The sequence below is a fragment of the Leptospira haakeii genome (genome assembly GCF_002812045.1).
In the GTDB taxonomy this organism is placed as follows: Bacteria; Spirochaetota; Leptospiria; order Leptospirales; family Leptospiraceae; genus Leptospira_B; species Leptospira_B haakeii.
The window spans coordinates 45,867-64,737 of record NZ_NPEG01000012.1 but is presented as its reverse complement, the minus strand read 5'-3'; the positions used below and the strand labels follow the sequence as shown (position 1 = coordinate 64,737).

At 40.2% G+C, this 18,871-nt stretch carries 16 protein-coding genes; 11 read left to right on the top strand and 5 right to left on the bottom strand.

Translation table 11 applies throughout. The features are described 5' to 3' along the window. Positions 1 to 32 precede the first annotated feature (32 nt). Genes CH377_RS15685 through CH377_RS15665 form a run of 5 tightly spaced genes read left to right on the top strand, consistent with a single transcriptional unit; the run spans position 33 to position 7,671 of the window. Positions 33 to 2,930 (top strand): BamA/OMP85 family outer membrane protein, encoded by a 2,898-nt coding sequence (locus tag CH377_RS15685; RefSeq protein WP_100724704.1) that lies wholly within the window; start codon positions 33 to 35, stop codon positions 2,928 to 2,930. 12 nt (positions 2,931 to 2,942) lie between these two features. Next, positions 2,943 to 5,144: an ATP-dependent helicase gene (locus CH377_RS15680; protein ID WP_100724703.1), complete on the top strand. Its 2,202-nt coding sequence runs from the start codon at positions 2,943 to 2,945 to the stop codon at positions 5,142 to 5,144. 60 nt (positions 5,145 to 5,204) lie between these two features. Continuing rightward, complete coding sequence (locus tag CH377_RS15675; protein WP_100724702.1) at positions 5,205 to 5,645, top strand: LIC11625 family surface-exposed protein; 441 nt, start codon at positions 5,205 to 5,207, stop codon at positions 5,643 to 5,645. A 9-nt stretch (positions 5,646 to 5,654) separates the two neighbouring features. Further along, positions 5,655 to 6,506 carry a 3'(2'),5'-bisphosphate nucleotidase CysQ gene (locus CH377_RS15670; protein WP_100724701.1) on the top strand — a complete coding sequence of 284 codons (852 nt, stop codon included), beginning with the start codon at positions 5,655 to 5,657 and terminating at the stop codon, positions 6,504 to 6,506. Between the two features lie 28 nt (positions 6,507 to 6,534). Next, positions 6,535 to 7,671 carry a glycosyltransferase family 4 protein gene (locus tag CH377_RS15665; RefSeq protein ID WP_100724700.1) on the top strand — a complete coding sequence of 379 codons (1,137 nt, stop codon included), beginning with the start codon at positions 6,535 to 6,537 and terminating at the stop codon, positions 7,669 to 7,671. Here CH377_RS15665 and CH377_RS15660 read toward each other — a convergent pair. Next, entirely contained in the window at positions 7,648 to 8,067 is a 420-nt protein-coding gene (locus CH377_RS15660) for a hypothetical protein (RefSeq protein WP_100724699.1), read from the bottom strand. The two genes, CH377_RS15665 and CH377_RS15660, sit on opposite strands and share 24 nt — an antisense overlap. Positions 8,068 to 8,169: 102 nt before the next feature. On the opposite strand from CH377_RS15660, the gene CH377_RS15655 reads away from it, so the two are divergent. The 3 genes from CH377_RS15655 to CH377_RS15645 all read left to right on the top strand — a co-directional run bounded on the left by CH377_RS15655 (position 8,170) and on the right by CH377_RS15645 (position 11,679). Further along, positions 8,170 to 8,676 (top strand): TlpA family protein disulfide reductase, encoded by a 507-nt coding sequence (locus tag CH377_RS15655; protein WP_100724698.1) that lies wholly within the window; start codon positions 8,170 to 8,172, stop codon positions 8,674 to 8,676. A 166-nt stretch (positions 8,677 to 8,842) separates the two neighbouring features. After that, positions 8,843 to 10,885, top strand: a complete 2,043-nt coding sequence (locus CH377_RS15650; RefSeq protein WP_100724697.1) for an AMP-dependent synthetase/ligase — start codon at positions 8,843 to 8,845, stop codon at positions 10,883 to 10,885. Between the two features lie 113 nt (positions 10,886 to 10,998). Next, positions 10,999 to 11,679, top strand: coding sequence for an LIC11631 family protein (locus tag CH377_RS15645; protein ID WP_100724696.1), 681 nt, complete (start codon positions 10,999 to 11,001; stop codon positions 11,677 to 11,679). On the opposite strand, the gene ptsP is transcribed toward CH377_RS15645, so the two are convergent. The 3 genes from ptsP to CH377_RS15630 all read right to left on the bottom strand — a co-directional run bounded on the left by ptsP (position 11,660) and on the right by CH377_RS15630 (position 15,332). Next, positions 11,660 to 13,402 (bottom strand): phosphoenolpyruvate--protein phosphotransferase, encoded by a 1,743-nt coding sequence (gene ptsP / locus CH377_RS15640; protein ID WP_100724695.1) that lies wholly within the window; start codon positions 13,400 to 13,402, stop codon positions 11,660 to 11,662. The two genes, CH377_RS15645 and ptsP, sit on opposite strands and share 20 nt — an antisense overlap. Before the next feature lie 103 nt (positions 13,403 to 13,505). Then, positions 13,506 to 14,411, bottom strand: coding sequence for a UDP-3-O-acyl-N-acetylglucosamine deacetylase (lpxC, locus tag CH377_RS15635; RefSeq protein WP_100724694.1), 906 nt, complete (start codon positions 14,409 to 14,411; stop codon positions 13,506 to 13,508). 261 nt (positions 14,412 to 14,672) lie between these two features. Next, positions 14,673 to 15,332, bottom strand: a complete 660-nt coding sequence (locus CH377_RS15630; protein WP_100724693.1) for an SDR family oxidoreductase — start codon at positions 15,330 to 15,332, stop codon at positions 14,673 to 14,675. Positions 15,333 to 15,433: 101 nt separating this feature from the next. On the opposite strand from CH377_RS15630, the gene CH377_RS15625 reads away from it, so the two are divergent. From CH377_RS15625 to CH377_RS15615, 3 genes are read left to right on the top strand one after another with little or no spacing between them, the layout of a single operon-like run. After that, on the top strand, positions 15,434 to 16,099 hold the full coding sequence (locus CH377_RS15625; protein ID WP_100724752.1) for a TIGR00266 family protein: 666 nt from the start codon (positions 15,434 to 15,436) through the stop codon (positions 16,097 to 16,099). Between the two features lie 23 nt (positions 16,100 to 16,122). After that, the gene (locus CH377_RS15620) at positions 16,123 to 16,797 is read left to right on the top strand and encodes a TIGR00266 family protein (RefSeq protein ID WP_100724692.1); all 675 of its coding nucleotides are present in this window, start codon (positions 16,123 to 16,125) and stop codon (positions 16,795 to 16,797) included. A 4-nt stretch (positions 16,798 to 16,801) separates the two neighbouring features. After that, positions 16,802 to 17,485, top strand: a complete 684-nt coding sequence (locus CH377_RS15615) for a TIGR00266 family protein (RefSeq protein ID WP_100724691.1) — start codon at positions 16,802 to 16,804, stop codon at positions 17,483 to 17,485. Here CH377_RS15615 and CH377_RS15610 read toward each other — a convergent pair. After that, positions 17,482 to 18,813 (bottom strand): radical SAM protein, encoded by a 1,332-nt coding sequence (locus CH377_RS15610; RefSeq protein WP_100724690.1) that lies wholly within the window; start codon positions 18,811 to 18,813, stop codon positions 17,482 to 17,484. The two genes, CH377_RS15615 and CH377_RS15610, sit on opposite strands and share 4 nt — an antisense overlap. Positions 18,814 to 18,871: the final 58 nt, after the last annotated feature.

The following is an 18,871-nucleotide window of genomic DNA, read 5'->3' as shown; positions in this document are numbered from 1 at the left end:
AAATAAAGCCTTATGGCGATTTCAAAAGACTCTTGAAACGAAAATTATCTATATATAAATCTTTTGCCGTTATTTTTGTAAGCGGATTCTTTTTTTACTCCGGCGAGATCTCTCAACTTTTCTCGAAAAAGAGTGATTATTTCGGAAAGATCGTAAAAGAAATAAAATTTAACGGAAATAAAAACACATCTGATTCGGACATCAGTGGTCTTTTGGAATTGAGAACAGGCAAACTTCTCACCAGAGGGATCATAGATCGGGATTTAAAAGCATTATTCGCATCCGGATTCTTCTACTTTATAGATATTAAAGCAGAAGAAATGGAAGGGGGCGTTCGCGTAATTTTCGAACTGAGAGAAAGGCCGCGAGTTAAGGAAGTTGAATTTATCGGAGCCGACGAAGTTTTTCCTGCAGACCTCCGAGATAAAATGCCTCTTAAAGATAACGAAGTAATTACTCCTCAGAAAGTCACGAAATCCAGGGACGTTATATTACAAAAATATAAAGATGAAGGATTCTTCCTTGCTTATGTAAAAGTTGAACTTGGAAAACCTGATCCAAAGACAAACTTAGTAAAGGTTCGCTTCATCATTGACGAGGGAGAAGAGATCCCTGTCGCAAAAATCAATATCTATGGAAATGAGACCATCGAAACTTCAGAGATCTTAGGACTCATGGAGTTAAAAGAAGAAGGTCTATTCGAGGGTGGTAACTTTAAAGAAAGTTCCTTCGAAAAAGATAAAGAAGTCATTCAAGCTTATTTAAGAAGTAAAGGGTATTTGGACTCGGAGCTGATCCGAGAAGGTACCAACTGGGAGATCCATTGGGAAAATCCTGAAAAGAAAAACAGAAGGGTAATCATAGTCAATATCAAACTCTACGAAGGACAGGTGTATTATTTTAACGGATATACAGTCGCTCATGATATGACTACGGACGGGGATGGAAGACCCATCTTCTTGAACAAAGAGAATAACCCTCCTGAAACTCCTAAGGACAAATTAAAACCTCTGTTTACTATCCCGGAGATTGAAAAATCTTTAGATTACAGTTCTAAAGATGCAGGAGAAATTTTCGACGAGACGGTGTTCTCCAGAGACAGAGCCACTGTTAACGAACTCTACGGTTCTAAAGGACATATTTTTGCTCAGGTAATTCCAAGAAGAAAGATCGTTTCTTTGGATTCTGAAAGTCTGGAGTATTATGAAAATTGCGCCTCCAGAAAGACCGAGGTGGAAAAAAAGTCCTGCGAAGAAGAATATAAACAATTAAATATCCGTAAATTAAGAGAAATTTATAGAGATACTCCTGAACTGAGGGGGCGTAAATTCGTTCACGTCGATTTTACCATTCGTGAGAACAACCTGGCTCAGATCGAAAACGTAATCATCAAAGGAAATAAGAAAACCCAGGACAAAGTAATCCGACGAGAGTTACTCTTTAAATCGGGAGACTTATTCGATTCTACTTTGGTAAACCGTTCCAGGGAGAGGATTTTTAACCTAGGTTATTTCAAAGAAGTAAACTTTAACATGAGGCCAGGTTCAGATGATACAAAGATGAACCTGGTGATTGAAGTGTTAGAACAGCCTACTGGAACAGTTTCCATGGGTGGTGGTTATGGAACGATCACTGGATTTACGATCTTTACTGAAATTGGTGAGAACAACTTAAACGGAACTGGTCAAAAAGTTTCGGGACGTCTAGAGTTCGGACCTTATCGTAGATCCTTTCAAATCTCATGGACTGAACCTTGGATGTATGATACTCCTTGGTCTCTTTCACTTTCCATGTTCTATTTTTCGAGAACCATCTTCTTAGGTTCTACTTCTACGATCTCTATTTCAGATAGTACAACTTCTCCAACTGTCGAGAACGCTACTTACGATAACAACGGTTTAGGGGTCACCATGGGAGTGGCTCACAGACTTGGAACCAACTGGACTCACTTCCATAGATATACTCCTGCATTTTACTCTTATTCAAATCCGACAGCACTTGTATCGGATGCGGTTTTGGCTAACGTAAGAAGGGGATGGCAATTCCGTTCTCAGGTTACAAATGGTCTGGCCTATGATATCCGAGATAACGTATTTGCTCCTACTCGCGGATATGATCTACTCTTCCAGGTAGATAACGTAGGACAGTATTTGGGTGGATCTTCTCACTTCGACCAATATAGGATCTTAGCGGAATACTATCATACTTGGTTTGATTTTACTTTCGGCGGCTTGATCCGGAATAACGCCCTTCGTAGATGGAGAGTGGTCCAAGAGTTCAGGACTTCCGATACTTTTATTTTCCAAAGAACTCCTGCAGGAGGATCTCATAGCCAGGATCCTGTCCAGGATCCTTATATCCGTCCTCAGGATTTACTCATCATAGGTGGTTATGAATCCTTGAGAGGTTGGTATTATAACGACCAAAAATACCCTGTTGAATGGAGAGATGGTGCCCAACATCGTCTACTTTTCGATACTGAGATTCGTATACCTATTGAGCCAAGTTTACTCTGGCTCGTGGTCTTCTTGGATGGAGGAGCACTTTACGAACAGACGAACCGTGCCGTAGGAACTAAAAAGGATTATTTCGAATCTTATGATAAAAATAAGGCGGATCAGATTGCTGCAAATCCGCTCGGTTGGTACATCCAAAACAATTTCAATTTGCAGAATGGACGTAAGGCTGACGTAACCTACGACGAATTGAATAACCCGGGAAGATTGATCCTATCAGCGGATAACGTTGCTATGGATAGAATGAGATATTCCTGGGGTGTGGGTCTGAGGGTTCAGATTCCTGTTCTTCCTTTACGTATTTACTTTGCCCAAAAGTTAAAACCTACCGGAAATTTCTGGGCACCTTTCGAAAGATATGAATCTGACAACGCATTTCAGTTCGTATTCGGTATCGGTGATTATAGATTTTAAGGAGTTTTTGCTTTGTCAGTTGATCTAGTACAAGGCTTAAACGATCCGCAGAAAGCCGCAGTTGAAAGATTGGAAGGGCCTGTTTTAATTTTAGCAGGTGCAGGCTCCGGGAAAACCAGGGTAATCACCCATAGGATCGCAAATTTGATCCTAAACAAAAGAACAGATTCGATTTGTGCGCTTACTTTTACCAATAAGGCGGCAGCAGAAATGTTGGAAAGGGTAGGCAAACTTGTTCCTTCCATTCCATGGAATGTGCAGATCAAAACATTTCACTCTCTTTGCTTATATATTTTGAGAAAGGAAACTTCTTATCTTGGAATGCCGTCCGGATTTACGGTTTATGATTCGGTATTACAAGAATCCTTAATCAAACAAGTGATTAAGGATCTACATGAGGATCCTAAACAGTATAAACCTTCTTCTTTGACTGGGATCTTTTCTTCTTGGAAAGATGGACTTTCCAATTCCGATCTTTATGTTCGAAAAGAGAATTTTTCACATAGATCTCAGATGATCTCAAACATCTATGAAGAATATGAAAAACGTAAGAAAAAAAACCAGGCATTGGATTTTGGGGATCTAATCCAAAAAACCGTAGAATTATTCAGAGAGAATCCAGGAGTACTTAAGTCCTACCAAGATAGATGGAATTATATCATGGTGGATGAGTATCAGGATACAAACAAGGCACAATATACATTGGTACGTTTGCTTTCCGGTGACCGAGGAAACCTCTGCGTTGTAGGTGACGACGATCAATCCATCTATTCCTGGAGAGGGGCGGATATTTCGAATATTCTAAACTTCGAAAGTGATTTTCCGAATGCATACGTTGTAAAGCTGGAGGAAAATTATCGTTCTACTTCCAGGATCATCCGCGCTGCGTCTAAAGTAATTTCAAATAATAGCGGAAGAAAAGAGAAAGAATTATTCACGAATAATGAATTGGGAGAACCAATCGGGGTTTCTCAATTCGAGAATGAAACAGAAGAAGCTTACGATATAGTCAAAAAGATCAGGGCAGGTTCCGCGAGAGGATCTGAATACAAAGATTTTGCGATCTTCTATAGAACAAACGCACAGTCCAGATATTTTGAGGAAGGTCTTAGAGCCTCCGGTATCCCCTATAAAATTTTCGGCGGTTTCAGATTTTTTGATAGAGCAGAGATCAAGGATATGATCGCGTATCTAAACGTGGTCGCAAATCCTATGGATTCCAATTCTTTATTAAGAATTGTGAATACACCTCCTCGCGGTATCGGTGAGGCGAGTATAGAGAAGATCCGTAAATTTTCCTTAGACCAAGGGATTTCTTTTTTAGAAGCAATCGGGCATCCTGATCTTCCTTTAAAAAAAGCAAGTTTAGGAAAAGCGAAAGAACTATATCATTTATTCGATGATCTGATCGATCGGAAGGAAAAAGGAGAACTTCCTTCTAAGATCGCTTTGGAGATAGTAGGAAGATCCGGTTGGATCGATTATATGGAAAGAGATATCCATGATGAGGAAGCGATATCTAAAGTGGAGAACGTCCGGGAGTTTGTGAACTCGATCGAAGAATATGAGTCTAGGGAAGAATCTCCTAACCTTGAAGAATATCTGAATCAGATCAGCCTTCTTACTTCTGAAGAGGATTCGGCTCAGCTTACTGACTATGTTCATCTTATGACGGTCCATAATGCCAAAGGATTGGAATTTCCTACAGTATTCCTGACCGGTCTGGAAGAGGGGACTTTCCCTCATTCTATGAGTTTAGAAGAACCAAATGGTGAGGAAGAAGAAAGAAGACTTTTTTACGTAGCTTTGACCCGAGCTCGGGTGAAATTATATCTCAGTTATTCTAGAACTTCCCGTAAATTCGGAAAAGTAGAGGACCGGATCCCTTCTAGATTCCTTCCTGAAATTCCGACTGAATGTTTTGGGGAAGAAGGTATTCTCACCCAAAAAGGAGTCCGCAGACCATCCGGACCTCCGACTGCTTCTTCTGGAGCTTACAAAATCCCGGAAGCTCACAGGGAAAGGGAAGATTCTTCCAAACCTTTAGGCGAAGAGGCGGATATCCGAGAAGGAGATAGGGTCAAACATGCCCAATTTGGCCTGGGACAGGTGATTTCTGTCCAAGGAACTGGCAAAAACCGGAAGGTAAAAATCAAATTCGGGGGGCTGGAGAAGAACTTTTTCCTTGCCTATACTCCCTTAGAGAAATTATAACAAGGGGGAAAGTTCACCCCCTAAAATACCGATATTATTCACAGGAACATAGGAGAAACAATGAAACGGATCGTAATACTAGCCTTGGCTATCTGCCTCGGGACCCCATTGTTTGCTGGAAAAGTCAGCGGTTTAGTAGAAGAATTTAATAAAGTAGAAGAATTTAATAAGAATCGAAAAGTTTCCGAAGCCGCTAAAAAAGCGATGTTGGAAAAAAATCTTCTCTCCGCTTTAAAATACAGTCTTCATCGTAAATACCTGGATTATAAGGAATACACCAAGGATCTAAAAGCAGATTCCATTTCTTATGAGCCTCAAAAGGGAACTTTTGGAGTGTATGTAAAATACAAAACTTATATTGTATTTTACAGTTATCTAATGGATCCGGAAATTTATCTTCAAACTCCTATCAATGAAGTGTTCTATGTTCGTCCAGACAATTTGGAAGAAGAACCTCATAAGGAAGATAAACAACCGGCTCAGCCAACTACCGGAAAATAATCTCATTTCATGCGATTTCCGGAAGAAGCGGAATTAGTTTCTAAACTTGTTCTGGAAGCCGCAGATCGGATCTTTTCCATCTATGGAACAAATTTCCATGTGATGGAAAAATCCAAAGGTGATCCTCTCACCGAAGCCGACTTGCAAGCAAACGAGATCATTGCGGGCGGCATTCGCAAAATCCTAAAAGACAAAGTATACTCCGAAGAAGATTCAGATTTTTCTCATTCTTCTCTCCAAGGAGAAAGAGTTTGGATCTTGGATCCGATCGATGGGACCAGGGAATTTGTTGCTAAAAATCCAGAATTTGCGATTAGTCTCGGTCTTTTGGAAGAAGGTAGACCTATTTTTGGGATAGTAATGAATCCTGCCACAGGAGAATTTTTTTGGGGAGCGGAAGGTAAGGGTGCATATTATACAATCTTAAAGTCTCCGTATTATAAAAATCAGATCGATTGGGAGAATACTTTCTATCTTCCTAAACTTGAATCTTCCGAACTTCCTAAAATTTTAGTTTCCATTTCTGAAACGAAGGCCGGGCTTTTCAAAAAATTAGATTATGGGAGTGATTTTATATTAGAGCCAAAAGGCTCCATTGCATATAAACTTGCCTTGGTTGCAGTCGGAAAATATCCGTTAACACTTTCTCTCCGACCTAAAAACGATTGGGATGTGGCAGGTGGGATTGCGATACTACGAGCTTCTTTAGGAAAGGATTTGGAAATCCGTTCCGGTAAAGATTATCCGTTTTTAACTTCCAAATTGGGAATAGGATTACTAGCAGGAGAATCGGATCTTGTGACTCTATTCTGGGAAAAGTTTAAAACTTCCCTACAAGGTTCAGTTCGAGATCGTTGGTAAGTCAATCTTAGAAAAGGTTATTTTACTTTTGTCCAAACCAAACAAAAAAAAATACAAGATCGCCTTGGATGCAAGGCCTCTATCCACACCCGTTTCGGGAGTTGGAAGATTGATCGAATCAGTCTTGAAAGGTTTTGAAAAAGATCCCGATTTCGAATTTTATCTTTTTTCTCATAGGCCAATTCATGAAGGTTATCAGGATCTATTCAAAAATCAGAATATAAAACCTGTGATCGGTCAAGGGCTATTCTCTAAAAAAGGAGGAATATACTTTGCATTTTATCTCCCTTTACAATTGAGAAAATATGAGATCGATCTATTTTGGGGAACACAGCAGGTATTTCCTCTTTTTTTATCCAAAAGTATTCCGGGAGTTTTGACTTATCACGATTTTGTGGCTTATCGTTTTCCGGAAACAATGAGGCCTATTGCAAGATTCCAGCAGCTTTTTTATTTAAGAAGAAGTATCCAAAGAGCTGATTTTATTCTGGCAAACTCTGAATTCACTTCTTCTGAAATCTTAAAATACTCTTCTTTTTCGAAGGAAAAAATAGATATCATCTATCCAGGTTATGATCCTAAAGAGATCAAAAAAATAAAAACTCCTCCTACAAAACGGGTCTCTAAACTTCCTAAAAAATTTTTTCTAACGGTTTCTACATTAGAACCTCGTAAAAATTTCGGAACACTTCTAAAAGCATACCAAGAAGCCAGAAAGGAAAGATCTGATCTGGTTTGGGTTCATGCTGGGAAGGAGGGGTGGGAATCTCCCGAGTTTCTGGAGAAATTCAAAAAATCTTCAGTATCCGGAGAACTTTACTGGTTCGATTTTGTAAATGAAGAAGAGCTAAAATATTTATACTCACAAGCGAGTCTTTTTGTATTTCCATCCATTTATGAAGGATTTGGGATCCCACTTTTAGAGGCGCTCGCTTATTCCGTTCCGTGTATCGTTTCCGACTTAGAAGTATTTAGAGAAATAGGAAAAAAATCCTGCATATATATCTCTCCGGAATCAGCGGAAGAATGGAAAAAAGCTCTTTTAGACTTTCGAAAGAAGAAGTTTAAATTCCCAAAGGCAGATCTGAAAAGATTCGAAAGAAAGAAGTCTGCAGCACTTGTTAAAAAAATTTTTATGGATCTAGTTTCTGCTAAAAGGTCCTAAAATCTTTTGGAAGAAAGATTTTACTCTTACTTCTATCGTTCCTGAAAAAATAATATCCGTAGACGATTTCCAGTGGATATGGATCCGATCTCTATCCAAGGCTTGGAAATAAATTTGCTCTGTTGGGTTTACATTCCAAACGAATAGATCTTCTTTTCTTTCCCATGCACTGTCCGTCCAGTCATTGCAGATCCTTTCTAAATTTTTGCCGGATCTTAATTGTAGAACAAAACCTTTTTTAGGATCTAAAAATGCGAAGAGTATCGGGGGTTTATTGCTTCCCTGAGGGGATCCTGAATCAAACTGGATGCCTTCTCCCTGAAACTTTCTTCCTTCCAAATATGATTGGAATTCTGAAAATTGGAAATAGTAATTATAGATCCTGGTTTCTTCCAAGGTTGAAAACTCTATACAAGTTTTTGATCTACACTCTTTAAAGCAAGGTGGAATTGGAAGTAAATGACTTGTAGCTTTGATTCTTATTTGTAATCTGGAAGTATGGTTTTTCGAAAAGACTGGCCTGTTTTACTTCTTCTTTTTTCCATTTTATTCTTAAACGATTGCAGATCGGATGAGCAACCTTTGCTCTATCAGGTAACCCTCCAAGATTGGGACGGGAATTCCCATAAATTCTCGGAAGACAAAGGTAAGTTAGTGGTTTTGGACTTCTGGGCGAGCTGGTGTGAACCTTGCAAAAAGGCAGTACCTGTGGTCGAAAAATTGAGAGGTAAATTGAAAGATTCTCCTGCTGTCGTATTAGGAGTGAATACGGAAGACGATCTAAGTTTAGAAGAGATCAGAAAAGCAGCTTCCGAATTCGGAATGTTATACCCAAGCCTTTTAGATCCGAAATGGGAACTTGTAACTCCTCTTAAGATAGAAGGGCAGCCTGCATTATTCGTATTTAGTAAATCCGGAAAGAAACTTCATTCCCAATACGGAATTTCGGAGAAAGATCTACCAATATTGACCGGAAGACTAAAAAACTGGCTCGAATCTCCTTAGAATTGAGCTTTATTCATAACGATCGTGTAATAAAAAGCCAAACTCAGACTGGTTTTTAAAAAAAGGATTTATCTTTAAGCATTTAGTTTGAATCTGGAATCAGATTCCCGGTAGGTGCTGCCGGACACATCCATCATTCCATTTCATTTCAGGAGAATTTCCATACATGGCTGAGAATCTCGCCCAATTATTTCGTGAGTCTGCAGAAAAATTTAAAAATAAACCTGCTTTCTTATACAAAGACGCGCAAAAGAATTATTTGCCGATCAACTATTCTGAGTTATACGAAGCAGGTGTGAATCTTGCCGAGGCTTTGATCGAACTTGGTATTCAATCCAGAGATCATGTCGCGTTACTCGCTGATAACCGAGTAGAATGGATCATCGCAGATTACGGTATCATTATGACCGGTGCCGCCGACGTTCCAAGAGGAACTGATATCACCGACTCTGAGATCGTATATATCGTTAGTCACTCCGAGTCCGAAGTAGTATTCATAGAAAACGATAAAATGTTGGAGAAATTCAACAGAAACAAATCCCAGCTCGGAAAAGTTAAAACAGTTATCATAATGGATAAAGAATCCGAGGCTCCTGGCGTTCTGAAAATGTATGATCTAATTGAAAAAGGCAAAAGCCTTAGAGCTTCCGGATCTCGCAAGGTAGAAGATAGAATCGCTGCCATCAAACCTGAGGATCTTTTCACTTTGATCTATACTTCCGGAACCACTGGCCTTCCTAAGGGTGTTCAATTAAGACATTCTAATATGATGCACCAAGTATTGAACGTAACTCCTATGTTAAAGATCAATGCTGAGGCGAAATTACTTTCCATTCTTCCTGTTTGGCACGTATTCGAAAGGGTTGTGGAATATGTTTGTATCAGCATTGGTGCGGCTACATATTACACTAACGTTAGGGATCTTCGTCAAGACTTGGCAACTGTAAAGCCTACATTTATGGGTTCTGCTCCTCGTCTTTGGGAAAATATCTACAACGGTATTTATACAAGGATCAACGATCCAAGCCAAACTCCTGCAGTACGTCGAGGGTTGTTCAAACTGGCTTACTTCTTCTCCGATAAGAAAAACGCTGCGGTCCGTTTTATCACAGGCAAAGAAGTAGATTATCACGGAAGAAATCCGATTATTTCCTTATTTTACGGAATCTTAATGTTGGTTCAGTTAGTATTAACAGGACCTTTCACTTTGACAGTAGCTTCTTCCATTGCTGCATATCTACTTGCCCCTACTGAGTTCTCTTTCTTGAGTCTGCCTCTTTACATTCTGGCAGGACTTGGAGTATTCTTAAATAGTGCGACCTTGGACAAGATCGTTCTTTCTAAGATTAGAACTGCTACTGGTGGAAGATTGAAAGCTTCTATCTCCGGGGGAGGAGCACTTCCTCGTCACGTAGATGAGTTTTTCAATAATATTGGGATCAATGTATTGGAAGGTTACGGTATGACTGAAACTTCTCCTGTACTTTCCGTTAGGACTTTTCAAAAGTTGATCATAGGTTCTGTAGGTTCTATCGTTCCTAAAACTCATCTTCAGATCAGAAATGATAATAACGAAGTTCTGACCGAGATCGACGCAAACGGAAAAGTGATCAAAGGTAAACTAGGTCGTAAAGGTGTTGTATTCGTAAACGGTCCTCAGGTCATGAAAGGTTACTTCAAAAATGAAGAAGCTACTTCCAAGGCTCTTGTAGACGGATGGATGAACACAGGCGATATGGGGATGATTAACTTTAAACATACCCTGACACTTACCGGAAGAGCTAAGGACACCGTGGTCTTATTAGGCGGAGAAAACGTAGAGCCGGTTCCTATCGAGAACAAACTCCAAGAATCCGTTTATATCAGTCAGTGTATGATCATAGGCCAAGACCAGAAAAACCTGGGTGCAATCATTGTTCCTGACTTCGAAAAATTGGGAGAATGGGCAAAAGAGAACGGAGTGGATATTTCCAATAAAGATACTTTGAATGAAAATGCCAAAGTAGTGGACCTATTCAGAAAAGAGATCAAAGCTCTTAATAATGCTAAGAACGGGTTCAAATCCTTCGAGCAAGTGACTCCATTCTTTATCGTTTCCAAACCTTTTGAGGTTGGAGAGGAGTTGAACAATATGTTGAAGATGAAACGCCACGTAATCGCTGAAAAATACGCGGATAAGATTAAAAAAGTCTATTCAACAGATAAATAATTCTCTTAATAAGGGCTTAACGCCCCAAAAAAGGAAAGAAGAAGCCTCAGGTTTAAATCTGGGGCTTTTTTTACCCTGAGGAGAATTTTCTAAGTCGCCGATATTTACCCTGTATGGCGAAAACGACCCTTTCCAAACCCAGTATTTTCGAACCTTATGGTCATTCGGACCTATATGCTTTGGATAATCTTTATTTTTCTACGTTAAGAGAAAGAGAAGTTTGGGACTTTTCCAGAGTAAGGGAATTTTCCGCCTTAAATCTAGGATTTATATTTGCTAGAGCGGAACTAACTTGGAGAAAATTCCAGTCGGAACTGGAAATCAAAAACCTAAACCCAAGTTTTAAAAAAGGGATTTGTTTAAGTTCGGGTTGGGAAGAAGCTCCCGGACTTAAAATTGATTCATTCTTGCCTAAGGTGCTAGGCACAGAAGATGTTTTCCAATATTCAAGATTGGAAGACGTTTCGAAAGAAATCCCTTTTAAAGAATTTTTCTCCCGAGAAGGATTTGTGTTCAGAGGAATCTGGAAGGATAAAAATTATCTGATCTTATTTTCCAATATACATTCAGAAGATAGAAATCTTCCTTCAGTGATCAAAAAGATCTCCCAGTTCCATTCTGAGAAAAAATCAGCCGGGAATTTTTTCCTAAGAACAGAAAAGCAGTCTTATTTAAATTTCCTGAAACCGAAAGAATCTTTGGGTCCATTATTTTTACAAGAGAAGAAGATAGACCAGGATCCGTTTTTATTTTTGAGTCTGGAATATTCGGATATTATTCCAAATGTTTACTGAACAAAAACGCCTCGATTGCTTCGTAGTCTTCGTTCTCAGAAAGTTCTAAAATTTTTTTCAAAAGAAAGTTTGCCTGTTTTAAGCTGACCGATCCTAAAATTTTACGGATTGGTCCGACGAATGGGATTGAGATCGAAAGTTCTCTGAATCCCATCCCCAAGAGTAGGATCGTAAAATTTGTATCTGAGGCGAGTTCTCCGCAAATACTTAATGGTCTTTCGTATTTCCAAGCAGTCTCTACAATTTGGACCAAAGCTCTTAAGAAAGAAATATGGAATGGATTGTATAAGGAAGAAACATTCACATTATTTCGATCCACTGCCATTAGATATTGTAATAGATCGTTCGTTCCTACCGAGAAAAAATCCACCTCTCTTGCCAAAACATCCATGGAAGATACAGCAGAAGGAGTTTCTACCATCACTCCTAATTTTATCTTTTTATTGAACTTTTCTTTTTTTGCAGTAAGTTCTCTTTTGCATTCTTCTAATATTTCTTTCGTTTTTTTAATTTCTCCTAGGTTTGTTACCATCGGGAGCATAATGCTCAGATTGCCATAGGCAGAAGCTCTGAGTATTGCGATCAATTGTTCTTTGAACCAATCCGGATTTTGAAGACTATACCTAATCCCTCTGTTTCCTAAAAAAGGATTCTCTTCGAATTCTCCTGTGGAAAATTTATCGGCTCCTATATCAAAGGTTCTGATATAAACAGGATTTGGATCCATTCCTTCGGCGATCCTTTTATAGGCTAAGAATTGTTCTTCGCCTGATACGTTTTTATCCTGGTATTTTAAAAATAGTGATTCCGAGCGAAAAAGCCCGACTCCGTCCACATCCGCCTTTTTAGCAAGATCACAATCAGTGTCCGATTCTAAATTACATTTTAGTCTGATCTTGACTCCGTCTTTTGTAACCGCCTTTTTAGGTTTTATAATTTTGGTTTCAAAACTTAAAGGAGAAGAAGCACCGTAATATTTTACTTCTTCTATTGTTGGATTTCTTACTATCTGTCCAGTGTCTGCATCTAGGAAAACATATTCAAAATCATTAATATTTCTATAAAACTCTTTTAGGCCTACTATGGTGGGGATCCCGTAGTTTCTGGCGAGGATTGCCATATGGCCTGTTTTTCCTCCGAGGTCAGTTGCAATCCCTCGGATTCTACTCTTATCCATCAAGATCATCTGTGAAGGAGTCAATTGTCTTGCGACTAAGATCACATCTTCTGATTGATCTGCTAAAAAAGAGACTTCTTCTTTTTTATCTAATAGATTTTCTAAGATCCGATTGGAGATGTCTTGGAAATGATCCGATCTTTCCCGGAAGAATGGATTGTCTAGACGAGTGAATTTATCTGTAAGTTCGTTGATCGTATTTTGGACTGCTAAAAATGCGTTTTCATTATATTCTTTGATCCGATTTCTGAACGAATCTTGTAGCCCTGGATCTTCTGTGATTGTGACCTGGGTTTCTAAAATTTCTTTTAGTTCTCTGTCTTGTTCTCTTGTTTTGAGACTAACGATGATAGATTTTAATTCAATTTTGGAAGAATCGAGTGCATCGGATAGTTTTTTGAGCTCTTCCGATTTTTGGCTCTCATGGATATAGGCGCCGTGAGCTAGATGTCTTCTCTTTGTCCCGACTTTTACGCAACGACCGTAAAATCTGCCGGGAAAAGCGACTATTCCCATATATGTACTTCTTTTCCCGCCGCCATTCATAGAATGAATATCCGCTGGTAGAAATACAGTAGTTTAGTGAATCGACAAGTCTTTTATAAATTTGGGACTTCCCGCCCAATCCCAGGCGGGAAAATCGAAAGAGTTAGACCATCGCCGCTTTTCTGTTGAAAAGTGGGATACGACGGCTTTTGTATTTGCCCAGTTCGTTTCCGGTTACTGAACTCATAACTAATTTGGCCATGGAAACGTCCAGCGCATGTCCTGCCTTAGAAGCCAAATAATGTCCTATGATAGGTCTTCCTGCGATGGAAAGGTCTCCTACCAGGTCCAAAATTTTGTGTCGGACGCATTCGTTCTCATATCGAAGGGATTCATTTAGGTATCCGTCCTGGGTAAGAACGATTGCGTTGTCTAAGGATCCTCCCATTGCAAGTCCTCTAGCTTGGAGGGCTTCCACATCTTTTAGGAATCCGAAGGTTCTGGCTGGTAAAATTTCGTTTTTGAGAATGTCTCGGTCCAGATCGATTGTGATATTCTGGCCTTTTAGGAGGGGATGAGGGAAGTCTATCGTGTAAGTCACTTTCCAGGTTTCGCTGGGAAGAATCACCAGGTATTTGTCCCCATCTACCACCCACATTGGGTTCTTTACGTAAATAGGTTCTATTCTTTCTTCGAATTCGGTATAACCTGTGTTTTCGAATGCCTCTAGGAAAGGAAGGGAAGATCCGTCCATGATCGGAACTTCTACCGAATCGATTTCCAGGATCATGTCAGTAATTCCGAGGGAGAATACCGCTGCCATAAGGTGTTCAACAGTTTGGACCCTATGTAGTCCATCTCCAAGTGTAGTAGCGTTACTCGTATCTACCACGTTGCTTAATTCTACAGGGATGGATGCCTTATCCTCTCCCTTTCTATATTCAAAAACTATACCTGTTCCAGAAGGAGCAGGGTGACCGATCAGATTTACTTCTTTGCCGGAATGTAATCCGATCCCCTTAATTCTAACTGTTTCTTTAAGAGTTTTTCTATGTTCTGTGAAATTCATCATTTCCTACCCCGGAAACTTTCGGTCCCGGAATCCATTCGCTTTGCACCGGGCGCTTTCTAGATTGGACGTTTTCGAAATCCAATTAAAATTAACCCTTTAGGACTATAGAAGCAATATCCATGCCAGGTGCAGTGCAAAAAGATGATTTTAGACGGGCATTATAGCTCGGTACAGAGACAACTAGACATAATTTGAAAGAAATTTCTGTACTTCTGTCTCCTTTTTACAACAGTGTTGTTTTAGGGAGACAGAATCCAATTACCATGGTAACTCTTCCCCGTTTTGATGAAAGAATCTTCCGGACCTTTCCGGAGAGAGTTTTTCCACTAAATGGGATAGTCCCTCGGCTGCTTCTCTAGGTGGAATTCCTTGTCTTCCTGTCATTTCGGTAGCTACCATTCCAGGGTGGAAAATGCCTACAGAGATCTTTTTAGGTGCAAGGTCACGGGCGAGACTAACTGCACCTGCATTCAAGGCAGCTTTGGACATTCTATATCCGTAATAAGCACCAGAAGTATTGTCCGCGATAGAGCCCATTCTGCTAGTGATAAATATCAGTTTAGAGTGAGTGCCTAGTTTAGGAAGAAGTAGGCGACTGAGTCGTATAGGTCCGATTGCATTTACCAGGATCTGGGTTTCGAGTTCCGTAAAGTCCACACTTTCCAAATTATCTGGGATCAGGATACCAGCGTTATTGATGAGAATGTCCAACTTGACTCCGGTCAAAAAACCGGAAAGAGTTTCGAAACTTTGGCTTTGTGTAAGGTCCAGACCTTCAAAAATTTTTACACCCAGCCTGCGCAAAGGTTCCGAACTTTTTCTGCAAGCTGCATAAACAGTGTAACCTTTTTCGGAATATAAATTAGCGAGCTCTAGACCGATTCCTCGATTTGCACCTGTAATCAAAACTTGTTTCATTTGAAAGTTCTTCTTTATGGAATAGAATACATTAGAAAGACATATGGAATTACGGGAATCGATTGACGCATTGGAAAATATTTTCCAAACTTTCCTTTCGTATGCAATACCAGATTTCGCATAAACCTTCGTTCTCCTTATTGAAACTCCGTTTGGATTCGGGTCAATCGATTAAATCCGAAGCAGGCGTCATGGTCTACATGAGTTCCGGAATGGGAGTGGAAACTAAAATGGGAAGCGGATTTTTCTCCGCACTCGCTCGTAAATTTTTCGGTGGAGAATCTTTTTTCTTCAACACGTACACTGCTCCTTCTTCCGGAGGAGAGATCGGCCTCGCACCGGATCTTCCGGGAGATATCGTGGACTTGGATCTAAGAGGCAAAAGTATTTTTGTTCAATCCGGATCTTATCTTGCTTCAGATTCCGGGATCCAAGTGGTCTCTAAATTCGGAGGGATCCGTTCCTTATTAGGTGGAGAAGGTTTGTTCTTACTAGAAATTTCCGGAACAGGAAAACTATTCTTAAGTTCTTATGGAGCGATCGTTCCGATCCAGGTCCAAGGAAATTATACTGTGGATACTGGCCATATCGTCGCTTTTGAAAACTCTTTGCAGTTCAAAGTAGGAAAGGCAGGTGGAAATTGGAAATCCACTCTATTGGGCGGAGAAGGGCTCGTTGCAAATTTTTCTGGTCATGGAACTCTTTGGATCCAATCCAGAGTACCTTCCAGTTTTATCGGATGGCTGACGAAACTTCTTCCTTTATAAGGTTTTTAAATTAGGAATTTATAATGAATATCCAACTATTATATAAGCCCTCGTATTCTGTAGCGAAAGTGAATCTGAATTCGGGAGAATCCATTAAGGCGGAAGCGGGAGCTCTTATGAGTATGAGTTCCCATATCCAAATGCAAACGAGTAAGGCGCAGCAAGGAGGACTTTTCAAATCCTTAAAGGCGGCTTTTTTAGGAGGAGAATCCTTCTGGATGAACACATTCAGCGCTTCTCAACCTGGTGAAGTTTTACTCGCTCCTACATTGCCTGGTGATATAGAAAAACTAGATCTGAACGGGACTATTTTTATCCAATCCAGTTCCTTTCTCGCATCACAACCGAATATAGACATAGATACCAAATTCCAAGGGCTCAAAGGTTTTTTCAGTGGGGAGTCTTTATTCTTCCTAAAACTCACAGGGAGCGGACCCGTTCTTATCTCCAGTTACGGAGGAATAGAATTACTTGATGTAGAAGGTGAGTTCATCGTAGACACAGGACATATCGTCGCATTCGAAGAAGGTCTGCAATACGAGATCACTAAATTCGGAGGATGGAAATCCTTCTTTTTGGGCGGGGAAGGTTTTGTGGCAAAGTTTAGAGGGAAAGGAAGGCTTTGGCTCCAATCCAGAAACGTGCCTAGTTTGGGCGCATGGTTCCGAGATAAATTACCTCCTAAAAAGGAATCCTAAGAATATGAAATTTGAAATATTAGCTAAACCTGATTTTCCTCTTATTAAATTACAAATGAATTCTGGAGAATCGATCCGTGCCGAATCAGGTGCGATGGTCGCAATGTCTCCAGAGATCAAAATGGAGACAAAGGCACAGGGAGGGATCTTCGCCTCTGCGAAAAGAGCCTTATTCAGCGGAGAATCTTTCTTTCAGAATACGTTTACTGCAGAAGGTTCCGGAGAATTATTTTTAACTTCTGCCACCCAAGGAGACCTAGAACATCGGACCCTACAAAATGAAGAATTGATCCTAAGTAGAGGGGCCTATGTTGCCGGAAGTACGGGACTCGTCATTGACAGTAAATGGGGAGGATTTAAGGGATTTTTCGCGGGAGAAGGTTTATTCTTCCTAAAAGTTTCCGGAGCAGGAGACCTTTTCTTTTCTAGTTTTGGAGCAATTCATACTGTGGATGTGGACGGAATGTACATCGTAGACACGGGTCATATCGTAGGTTTTGAGCCGAGCCTAGAATATCATTTGGATAAGGTAGGTGGCTTAAAATCCCTCTTCTTATCAGGAGAAGGAATCGTCGCAAAATTTTCCGGTAGGGGTAAACTTTATCTACAGACTAGAAACCAAAACTCTTTTGCTTCTTGGGCAAACGCCTGGAGAAGGGTGGAACGTTCTACGAGTGGAGGGGATTAAACCCTTCCTGGATATCCAATCACATCCATAAAGGCGGAAACTGAGAATACCGCCTTTCCAGGGCCCGGTTCGCCATAACCTGGAGGAACTGGAAGATTATATTTTTCGAATGTAGACTTCCAGACTGTGAGTAATTCACAGAAATATTCCAGTGGAGGACCGGCTTGTGTTCCTAAAGTTGTATAAGGTTCAGGACACCAAGCTGTGAACCTAGGCATGATCCCTTTAGACATGAAGAAGTCTAAACCTTCTCCAGTAGACTTGATTGCTTCTGCAACTGTTGCAAATCCCCAAGGTTGGGAAAGTTCTACTCCTCCCACAAAGTTCGGGATAACATAAGAAGGTCCAAAAATTTCTGCAGAGTCTACGATCCTTCTGATCCAAGTATCTCTACCGATATAAGCTTCTTTTCCAGGACAAATTTTCCTGAATAGTTCCGGTTCCCATACTTCGTAGTTGGGATGATAAACCTGGATACCTGCGTCTTTGAATTTTTTGCAGTCATCATTCTCCCAGGCTTGGGAAACGATCTTACCCATCCATCTTCCAGGAAACTTTTGTTCGATTGCTTGGGCGTATTCTAAATAAAAATCTATTTCGTTCTTCTTTTTAAGAGAAGTGATTACGGATCCACCGGTAATAGTGTACACTTTTGCGATCTCGTCTTCTGCATCTATCCAAGAAAGTACTTCTAAAATATCTTCAATATCTTTAACACCAGTATAAGGTCTTCCTGCATTCTTCTGTTGTCTATAGTTATGATTGATATCGCAGTAGGCACATTCTTCGTCCTTACCGAAATATTGGCAGTTGCGGAAAACTGTTAAATAGATCAGATATCCCCATTCGATCACTGGTGCAATCTCTCCCGGAATTTTTCCGGACTTAGTTTTGTGTCTGTACCAGGCAGGTTTAGGCGGATACTCTAACTTCCCTAAAAATGTTTCGTTTAAATAGAGACCTGGTCTGCCTTCGTCTTTTTCTCCGGCAGGAATACGTTTAACTTTGTAAGGTGAGTTCGGGTTATTACGAGTAGATACTATAGTCGGTAATAAATTAAAATATCCACCGGTGATCTTGATCTCTTCCGGAGCCTTAGAATCAGTTCCTTCTTTCATATCCGCAAGTGGAATATGGTCGAAGGAGAAGATGAAATAGTCCTTTGTCTTATAATCTCCCTCTATCTGAAAAGATTCAGGAAGAAAATGGATCCCTTGCCTCAGAATGTCCTGCTTCAAAATCGCTTCGAATGGGATCTGTTTATATTTTCTTTCCATTTCCTCCAATAAGGCTATGGAAGATTCGGGGCGAAGGGTGCTCGTGCTCATCTTAACTCCAGACTGGTTTGTGGGTAAGTTTTGGCATCTAGTTTTTGGCTTTTTCATC

Coding starts and splice junctions, on each gene's coding strand:
- lpxC (WP_100724694.1), bottom strand. CDS start 14,411: ATGAATTTCACAGAACATAGAAAAACTCTTAAAGAAACAGTTAGAATT.
- ptsP (WP_100724695.1), bottom strand. CDS start 13,402: ATGAATGGCGGCGGGAAAAGAAGTACATATATGGGAATAGTCGCTTTT.
- CH377_RS15655 (WP_100724698.1), top strand. CDS start 8,170: ATGGTTTTTCGAAAAGACTGGCCTGTTTTACTTCTTCTTTTTTCCATT.
- CH377_RS15630 (WP_100724693.1), bottom strand. CDS start 15,332: ATGAAACAAGTTTTGATTACAGGTGCAAATCGAGGAATCGGTCTAGAG.
- CH377_RS15625 (WP_100724752.1), top strand. CDS start 15,434: ATGCAATACCAGATTTCGCATAAACCTTCGTTCTCCTTATTGAAACTC.
- CH377_RS15620 (WP_100724692.1), top strand. CDS start 16,123: ATGAATATCCAACTATTATATAAGCCCTCGTATTCTGTAGCGAAAGTG.
- CH377_RS15610 (WP_100724690.1), bottom strand. CDS start 18,813: ATGAGCACGAGCACCCTTCGCCCCGAATCTTCCATAGCCTTATTGGAG.
- CH377_RS15675 (WP_100724702.1), top strand. CDS start 5,205: ATGAAACGGATCGTAATACTAGCCTTGGCTATCTGCCTCGGGACCCCA.
- CH377_RS15670 (WP_100724701.1), top strand. CDS start 5,655: ATGCGATTTCCGGAAGAAGCGGAATTAGTTTCTAAACTTGTTCTGGAA.
- CH377_RS15615 (WP_100724691.1), top strand. CDS start 16,802: ATGAAATTTGAAATATTAGCTAAACCTGATTTTCCTCTTATTAAATTA.
- CH377_RS15645 (WP_100724696.1), top strand. CDS start 10,999: ATGGCGAAAACGACCCTTTCCAAACCCAGTATTTTCGAACCTTATGGT.
- CH377_RS15650 (WP_100724697.1), top strand. CDS start 8,843: ATGGCTGAGAATCTCGCCCAATTATTTCGTGAGTCTGCAGAAAAATTT.